This window comes from Streptomyces sp. NPDC102279, assembly GCF_044766365.1.
In the GTDB taxonomy this organism is placed as follows: domain Bacteria; phylum Actinomycetota; class Actinomycetes; order Streptomycetales; family Streptomycetaceae; genus Streptomyces.
This window is the reverse complement of record NZ_JBIWLU010000001.1, coordinates 793,823-800,333: the sequence shown is the minus strand read 5'-3', so window position 1 is coordinate 800,333 and position 6,511 is coordinate 793,823. Positions and strand designations below refer to the sequence as shown.

Annotated in this window: 5 protein-coding genes and 1 pseudogene; 4 read left to right on the top strand and 2 right to left on the bottom strand. The window is 70.6% G+C overall.

Annotated elements, in window-relative coordinates; translation table 11 throughout:
- Together ACIRQH_RS03500 and ACIRQH_RS03495 are read right to left on the bottom strand one after the other, a co-directional pair.
- Positions 1 to 914, bottom strand: a 914-nt coding sequence (locus ACIRQH_RS03500) for a maltotransferase domain-containing protein (RefSeq protein ID WP_404223939.1), incomplete at its 3' end; no start/stop codon positions are given.
- Positions 915 to 1,020: 106 nt separating this feature from the next.
- Positions 1,021 to 1,212, bottom strand: a pseudogene (locus ACIRQH_RS03495) (DUF5133 domain-containing protein); the annotation flags it as partial.
- Between the two features lie 323 nt (positions 1,213 to 1,535).
- Here ACIRQH_RS03495 and ACIRQH_RS03490 point away from each other — a divergent pair.
- The 4 genes from ACIRQH_RS03490 (at position 1,536) to ACIRQH_RS03475 (ending at position 6,425) form a co-directional block, all read left to right on the top strand.
- On the top strand, positions 1,536 to 2,051 hold the full coding sequence (locus tag ACIRQH_RS03490; RefSeq protein WP_358820692.1) for a pep a2: 516 nt from the start codon (positions 1,536 to 1,538) through the stop codon (positions 2,049 to 2,051).
- 42 nt (positions 2,052 to 2,093) lie between these two features.
- Positions 2,094 to 4,220 (top strand): glycogen debranching protein GlgX, encoded by a 2,127-nt coding sequence (gene glgX / locus ACIRQH_RS03485; RefSeq protein WP_388932328.1) that lies wholly within the window; start codon positions 2,094 to 2,096, stop codon positions 4,218 to 4,220.
- A 112-nt stretch (positions 4,221 to 4,332) separates the two neighbouring features.
- Complete coding sequence (locus ACIRQH_RS03480; RefSeq protein WP_404223937.1) at positions 4,333 to 5,721, top strand: FAD-binding oxidoreductase; 1,389 nt, start codon at positions 4,333 to 4,335, stop codon at positions 5,719 to 5,721.
- Between the two features lie 188 nt (positions 5,722 to 5,909).
- Positions 5,910 to 6,425: a hypothetical protein gene (locus ACIRQH_RS03475; RefSeq protein WP_388865176.1), complete on the top strand. Its 516-nt coding sequence runs from the start codon at positions 5,910 to 5,912 to the stop codon at positions 6,423 to 6,425.
- Positions 6,426 to 6,511: the final 86 nt, after the last annotated feature.

The following is a 6,511-nucleotide window of genomic DNA, read 5'->3' as shown; positions in this document are numbered from 1 at the left end:
TTCAGGGAGGCGGCCCGGGCCACGAAGGCGTCGAAGTCCTCCAGGGTGCCCAGGTCGGGGTGGATCGCGTCGTGGCCGCCCTCGGGGGAGCCGATCGCCCAGGGCACGCCCACGTCCTGGGGGGCGGCGGACAGGGTGTTGTCCGGGCCCTTGCGGAAGGTGGTGCCGATCGGGTGGATCGGCGGGAGGTAGACGACGTCGAAGCCCATCTCCGCGATGGCGGGCAGGCGTTCGGCCGCGGTGCGGAACGTGCCGTGCGCCGGCGGGTCGAGCTGCCCGCTCTCCGAGCGCGGGAAGAACTCGTACCAGGAGCCGTACAACGCCCGCTCCCGCTCCACCAGCAACGGCAACGGGAGCGAACGGGTGAGTCGTTCGCGCAGGGGGTGGCCGGCGAGGGCGGCGTCCACCTCCGGGCGGAGAGCCGCCGCGAGCCGGTCGGCGGGTGTGCGGGAGTCGTCGCGCAGTGCGTCGGCGGCGGCCCGCACGCCGTCCCGGGCCGCGCCCTCGGGAACGCCGGCGGTGGCCCGCTCGTACAGCGCGGCGCCCTCCTCCAGGACGAGACCGATGTCGAGGCCGGCGGGAATCTTGACCTCCGCGGCGCGCCGCCACTCGTTCACCGGGTCGCTCCACGCCTCCACCGCGTAGGTCCAGCGGCCGGCGGCCGTGGGGGTGACGTCGGCGCCCCATCGGTCGGTGCCGGGGGCCAGTTCGCGCATCGGGGTCCAGGGGCCCGGGCGGCCGTCGGGGTCGCACAGGACGACATCGGCGCCGACCACGTCATGACCTTCACCGAAGAGGGTGGCGGTGACCTGGAACGTCTCACCGGTGACGGCCTTCGCGGGCCGCCTGCCGCAATCGACCACCGGCCGCACGTCCACGACGGGGATACGGCCGGTGTCCGTGTGCGCGTCCATGCGTCTCGCCTCCGCGGTCTCTGGGCCCGACGCGTCACGCTCGCCGTCGAAGGTCCCTGTCGTGTGCGGTCCTTGTGACCGTCCTTCAGATCCGTGCCGGAACGTCCTGGATGTAGACCTCGGCGGCGTCGGCCGCCTCGCGCGCGCAGCGCTTCCCCATCAGGACGCACAGGGTGTAGCCCGTGTTCTCGAAATTCCCCCGCACCGCGTGGTCGGTGGGGGTCGCCAGATGCAGGCGTTCCCAGGCCCGGTAACGCTCCAGATGCCGGGCGACCTCGGATTTGGCAGGCAGCAGCATCACGCTGGTCACCTTCCCGATCTCTCGACCGCGCACGGCTCGCCTGGGCGGCGAGTGAGGGCCGTACGCGAAGGGGAGCCGGTCTGTCACGGACCGACACCCTCACTCATGGTGCCTGCACGGGCACCGAGCGTCTTGTTGGCTCTTCAACTACGCAGGCGTCGCTCTCGGCACCCTCGGCCGCTCTCGAGTTGCACGGATGGAGTAGCACTCCCACTCTGGGAGTGACTCAGGAGCGATCGCCGCTCACGCTTCGTGTTCGGGGTCCGGTCCCGCAGGGATCGGGAAGGGGCGAGAGCCTCGCCGGTGAGGAGCAAACGACGATGAAAGCCGCAGTTCCCTGCTACTACCACCTCGACGTGGAGCTCAGCCTCGAAAAGGTCGGACAGGTCGAGCGCATTCTGGCCGCGCACCTCCGGTACTGGAACCTGGAGAATCTCGTCGAGTCCGTCTGTCACTGTGCCGAAGCGCTGCTCCGCACGATCGAGCAGCACGCCACGGACAAGAACACGACCATCGAGATGTGGTGGAACGGCCAGCACCTCATCACCGCCGTCTCGGACAACAGCCAGGACATCGGCCCGCACAAGGCACCCCAGGGATGTCTGGCCCAGATCGCCGCGATGAGTGACGGCTGGGGCTGCTGCGCCACCGGCGTCGGCGGGAAGATCATCTGGTTCTCGTGGCGGGCACGCGCCGCCGAACGCGCTCCGCTGGAACCGCCGCTGCCGGCGCCCAGCCTGCGCGAGGCGCGTCGGACGCCCCGGTACCTGGTGCTCCCGGGGCCTGTCCTGTCCACCGCCCGCGACGACAGCGAGGCGGTCGCCGCCCGCGGATGAACCCGCCAGGACAGGCGGTGGTGATCACCGTACGGTGATCATGTGCTCACCACCTGGAACGGGCGCCCCTACCCGCTGGGGGCGACATACGACGGCGAAGGAACCAACTTCGCTCTGTTCACCGAAGTCGCCGAGCGCGTCGATCTCGTTCTGATCGACGCGCTCGACGACGTCCGGACGGTCCCGCTCACCGAGGTCGACGGCTTCGTGTGGCATGCCTACCTCCCGGGCGTCGGCCCCGGGCAGCGTTACGCCTACCGGGTGCACGGCCCGTGGGACCCGGCCGCGGGCCACCGGTGCAACCCCGCGAAGCTGCTCCTCGACCCGTACGCCAAGGCGGTCGACGGGCAGGCCGACAACCACCCCTCCCTCTTCGAGCACGATCCCGGCGGCCCGTCCCCCGCCGACAGCGCGGGACACATCCCTCTCGGCGTGGTCACCGACCCGGCCTTCGACTGGGGCGACGACCGGCCGCCGCTGCGCCCCTACGCCGAGACGGTGATCTACGAGGCCCATGTGCGCGGCCTCACCCGGACGCACCCGGGGGTGCCCGACGAGCTCCGCGGTACCTACGCGGGCCTGGCCCACCCCGCGGCCGTCGAGCACCTGACCTCGCTCGGGGTGACGGCTGTCGAGCTGATGCCGGTGCACCAGTTCGCTCAGGACGGCTTCCTGCGCGACCGCGGCCTGTCGAACCACTGGGGCTACAACACGATCGGCTTCTTCGCGCCGCACAACGCGTACGCGGCCCACGGCACCCGCGGTGAGCAGGTCGCCGAGTTCAAGTCGATGGTCAAGGCGCTGCACGCGGCCGGCCTCGAAGTGATTCTCGACGTCGTCTACAACCACACGGCCGAGGGCAACGAGAACGGCCCCACCCTCGCGTTCCGCGGCATCGACAACGCCGCCTACTACCGCCTGGTGGAGGGTGATCCGGCGCACTACTACGACACCACCGGCACCGGGAACAGTCTGCTGATGCGGCACCCCAACGTGCTCCAGCTGATCATGGACTCGCTGCGCTACTGGGTCACCGAGATGCACGTGGACGGCTTCCGCTTCGACCTCGCGGCCACTCTCGCCCGCCAGTTCCACGAGGTGGACCGGCTCTCGGCGTTCTTCGACCTGATCCAGCAGGACCCGGTGGTCGGCCGCGTCAAGCTGATCGCCGAGCCCTGGGACGTGGGCGACGGAGGCTACCAGGTCGGCAACTTCCCGCCCCTGTGGTCGGAGTGGAACGGCAAGTACCGCGACTCCGTACGGGACTTCTGGCGCTCCGGCGACGGAAAACTGGGCGAGTTCGCCTCCCGGCTTACCGGGTCCTCCGACCTCTACCGGCACGACCGCAGGCGGCCGCGCGCCGGCATCAACTTCGTCACCGCGCACGACGGGTTCACCCTGCGCGACCTGGTCTCCTACAACGACAAGCACAACGAAGCCAACGGCGAGGGCAACCGCGACGGCGACAACGACAACCGGTCCTGGAACTGCGGCGCGGAGGGGCCCACCGACGACGAGGGCGTCCTCGAACTGCGCGGCCGGCAGCAGCGCAACCTCCTCGCCACCCTGCTCCTGTCCCAGGGCATCCCGATGATCTCCCACGGCGACGAACTCGGCCGCACCCAGAGCGGCAACAACAACGCCTACTGCCAGGACAACGAGATCTCCTGGATCGACTGGCACCTCACCGACGAGCAGCGGGAACTCATGGAGTTCACCCGGCGCGCCATCGCCCTGCGCGCCGCCCATCCCGTCCTGCGCCGCCGCCGGTTCTTCCTCGGCGACACGGTGACGCACGAGGGTCAGCCGCTGCCCGACCTGATGTGGCTGCGCCCCGACGCCCGCGAGATGACCGACGAGGACTGGGCACGCCCCGACGCCCACGCCGTCGCGGCCTTCCTCAACGGCGACGCGATCGCCGAGACCGACCCGTGCGGCGGCCGGGTGGTCGACGACTCCTTCCTGCTCCTGCTGAACAGCCACTGGGAGCCCGTCGTCTTCCGCCTCCCCGACACGACGTACGGCGAGCGGTGGACGGCGCGGATCGACACCGCCGACCCTCACGGTGAACCGGAGGAGTCGGAACGCAAGGCGGCCACCGACGTCCGGGTCGAGTCCCGCAGTCTCGTGCTCCTGTCCCGACCGCCCCGGACCGTGGGTCAGGCGTAGGCTGGTCCTGAATCGGGCTGGAACGGGCGCATCGGACCTATCGGCGGGACCGGCGACGGGCCCAGGGACCGGCACCGGAACCCCGAGCGGTCCCCGGATGCGGTGAACCCACATGTCCATGACGTCGGCAGAAGCTGCGCGCAAGGAACTCTCCGGTTTCGAGGGGCAGCTGATCGGCCCCGACGATCCCGGGTACGACGAGGCTCGTGCCGTCTACAACGGGATGATCGACCGGCGGCCCGCCCTGGTGGCGCGCTGCACCGGCCCTGAGGACGTCGCCCGGGTGATCGGCTTCGCCCGAGACCAGGGACTCCCGCTCGCGGTCCGTGGCGGCGGCCACCACGGTGCGGGCCTCGGCACCTGCGACGACGGGGTGGTGCTCGACCTCTCCCCGCTCAAGGACGTCGAGGTCGATCCGGCCGCGCGGACGGTGCGGGTCGGTGGCGGCTGTGTCTGGGGCGAGGTCGACCGGGCCACCAACGAACACGGCCTGGCCACGCCGAGCGGCATCATCTCCACCACGGGCGTCGGCGGCATCACCCTCGGCGGCGGCCTCGGCCACCTCAGCCGCAAGTACGGGCTGACCATCGACAACCTGCTGGAGGCCGACCTCGTCCTGGCGAGCGGCGAACGGGTCCGGGCGAGCGCCGACGAGAACCCCGACCTCTTCTGGGCGATCCGGGGCGGCGGCGGCAACTTCGGCGTCGTCACCTCCTTCCTCTTCCGGCTGCACGAGGTGGACACGGTCGTCGCCGGGCCCACCTTCTGGCCCGCCGAACTCGGCGCCGAGGTCCTCACCGCGTACCGCGACTTCATCCCCGACGCCCCGCGTGAGGTGGGGGCCTTCTTCCTGTTCGGCTCGGTCCCGCCGGGGCCGCCGTTCCCGGAGGAGATCCATCTGCGGAAGGTCTGCGGCGTGGTGTGGTGCCACATCGGCGAGGACACCGACGCCGCAGCCCGGGCCATGGCACCGCTGCTCGACGCCCTGCCCGCGCCCCTGCTGCACGGCCCGGCGCCGATGCCGCACCCCGCGCTGCAGTCCGCGTTCGACGGTGTCTACCCGCCCGGCGACCAGTGGTACTGGCGCGCCGACTTCGTCGACGAGATCCCCGACGAGGCCGTCGGTCTGCACGCGCGTTTCGGCTCCGAACTGCCGACCTGGAAGTCGACCATGCACCTCTATCCCATCGACGGCGCCGTCCACGACTACGCCGCGGAGGACACCGCCTGGAGCTACCGCGACAGCAGCTGGGCCTCGGTCTTCGCGGGGGTGGACTCCGACCCGGCCAACGCCGGCCTCGTCGAACAGTGGAGCGTCGGGTACTCCGACGCGCTCCACCCGTACTCCGCGGGCGGCGCGTACGTGAACATGATGATGGACGAGGGGCAGGAGCGGGTGAGGGCCAGCTACCGCCAGAACTACGACCGGCTGGCCCGGGTGAAGGCCGACCGGGACCCGCACAACCTGTTCCGTCTGCACCAGAACATCGAGCCGGCGTGACGTCCGGGAAACGTGATGTGCAGCACGCGCCGGATTAGCCCTCCCGGGTGACGCGGAAAGGTTCTGGCTGGGCACGGCTTGATCGCCGATCAAGGAAAGCGAAATACCTGGCCACAGGGCGTTCGGCCCGTTTGACACTTCGTTCGGGGCACAGATAGGAACAACTCTCTGAAGTGGAGAGGTGAACCGTGCGCGAGCCGAACGTGGTCGGGGACTGGCAGGAGTACGACGAGCATGCCGGCCTGCGTGTGCGCGTCCACGGGGTGGAGAAGGCGGAACCCCCGCGAGGGCGGGACGACGCCGCCGAGGACCTCACCTACTTCCGGTTCCGGGTGACCGTCGAGAACCGCACCACCGAGCATTTCGGCATCCACCTCGAAGACGGCCAGATCGACATCCGCGTCGGGTCCGACGGCGAGAGCGCCTTCCTCGACTGGCGGAACTCCCAGTTCATCGAGGGCTTCGACGTCTATCCGCTGCGCCGGGCCACGGCGGTCCTCTTCGCCGCGGGACCCGACACTGCGCTGCACCGCGTCGACATCCAGGTGGCGCTCAAGGTCGACGACGAGTGGGCCGAGCGCTACCTCTGGGCCGGCGGCGTCGAGAACGACGAGATCCTCGAAGCGGACGCCCGGCCCGACACGGCCAGGGACAGCCTGGCCTGTCAGGTGAGCAACTTCCTCCGGCGCGAAGCGGAGTCCTGAGCCCGCTCCCCGGGGCTCGGCTCCGTTCACCTCGGCCGAGGCGGCCGTCCCGGCGACACGGTGCGGGGCAAAAGGTGCGCCTCGTT

Bases quoted from the DNA above. Each gene is read 5' to 3' on its own strand.
- ACIRQH_RS03480 (WP_404223937.1), top strand. From the start codon at position 4,333: ATGTCCATGACGTCGGCAGAAGCTGCGCGCAAGGAACTCTCCGGTTTC.
- ACIRQH_RS03490 (WP_358820692.1), top strand. From the start codon at position 1,536: ATGAAAGCCGCAGTTCCCTGCTACTACCACCTCGACGTGGAGCTCAGC.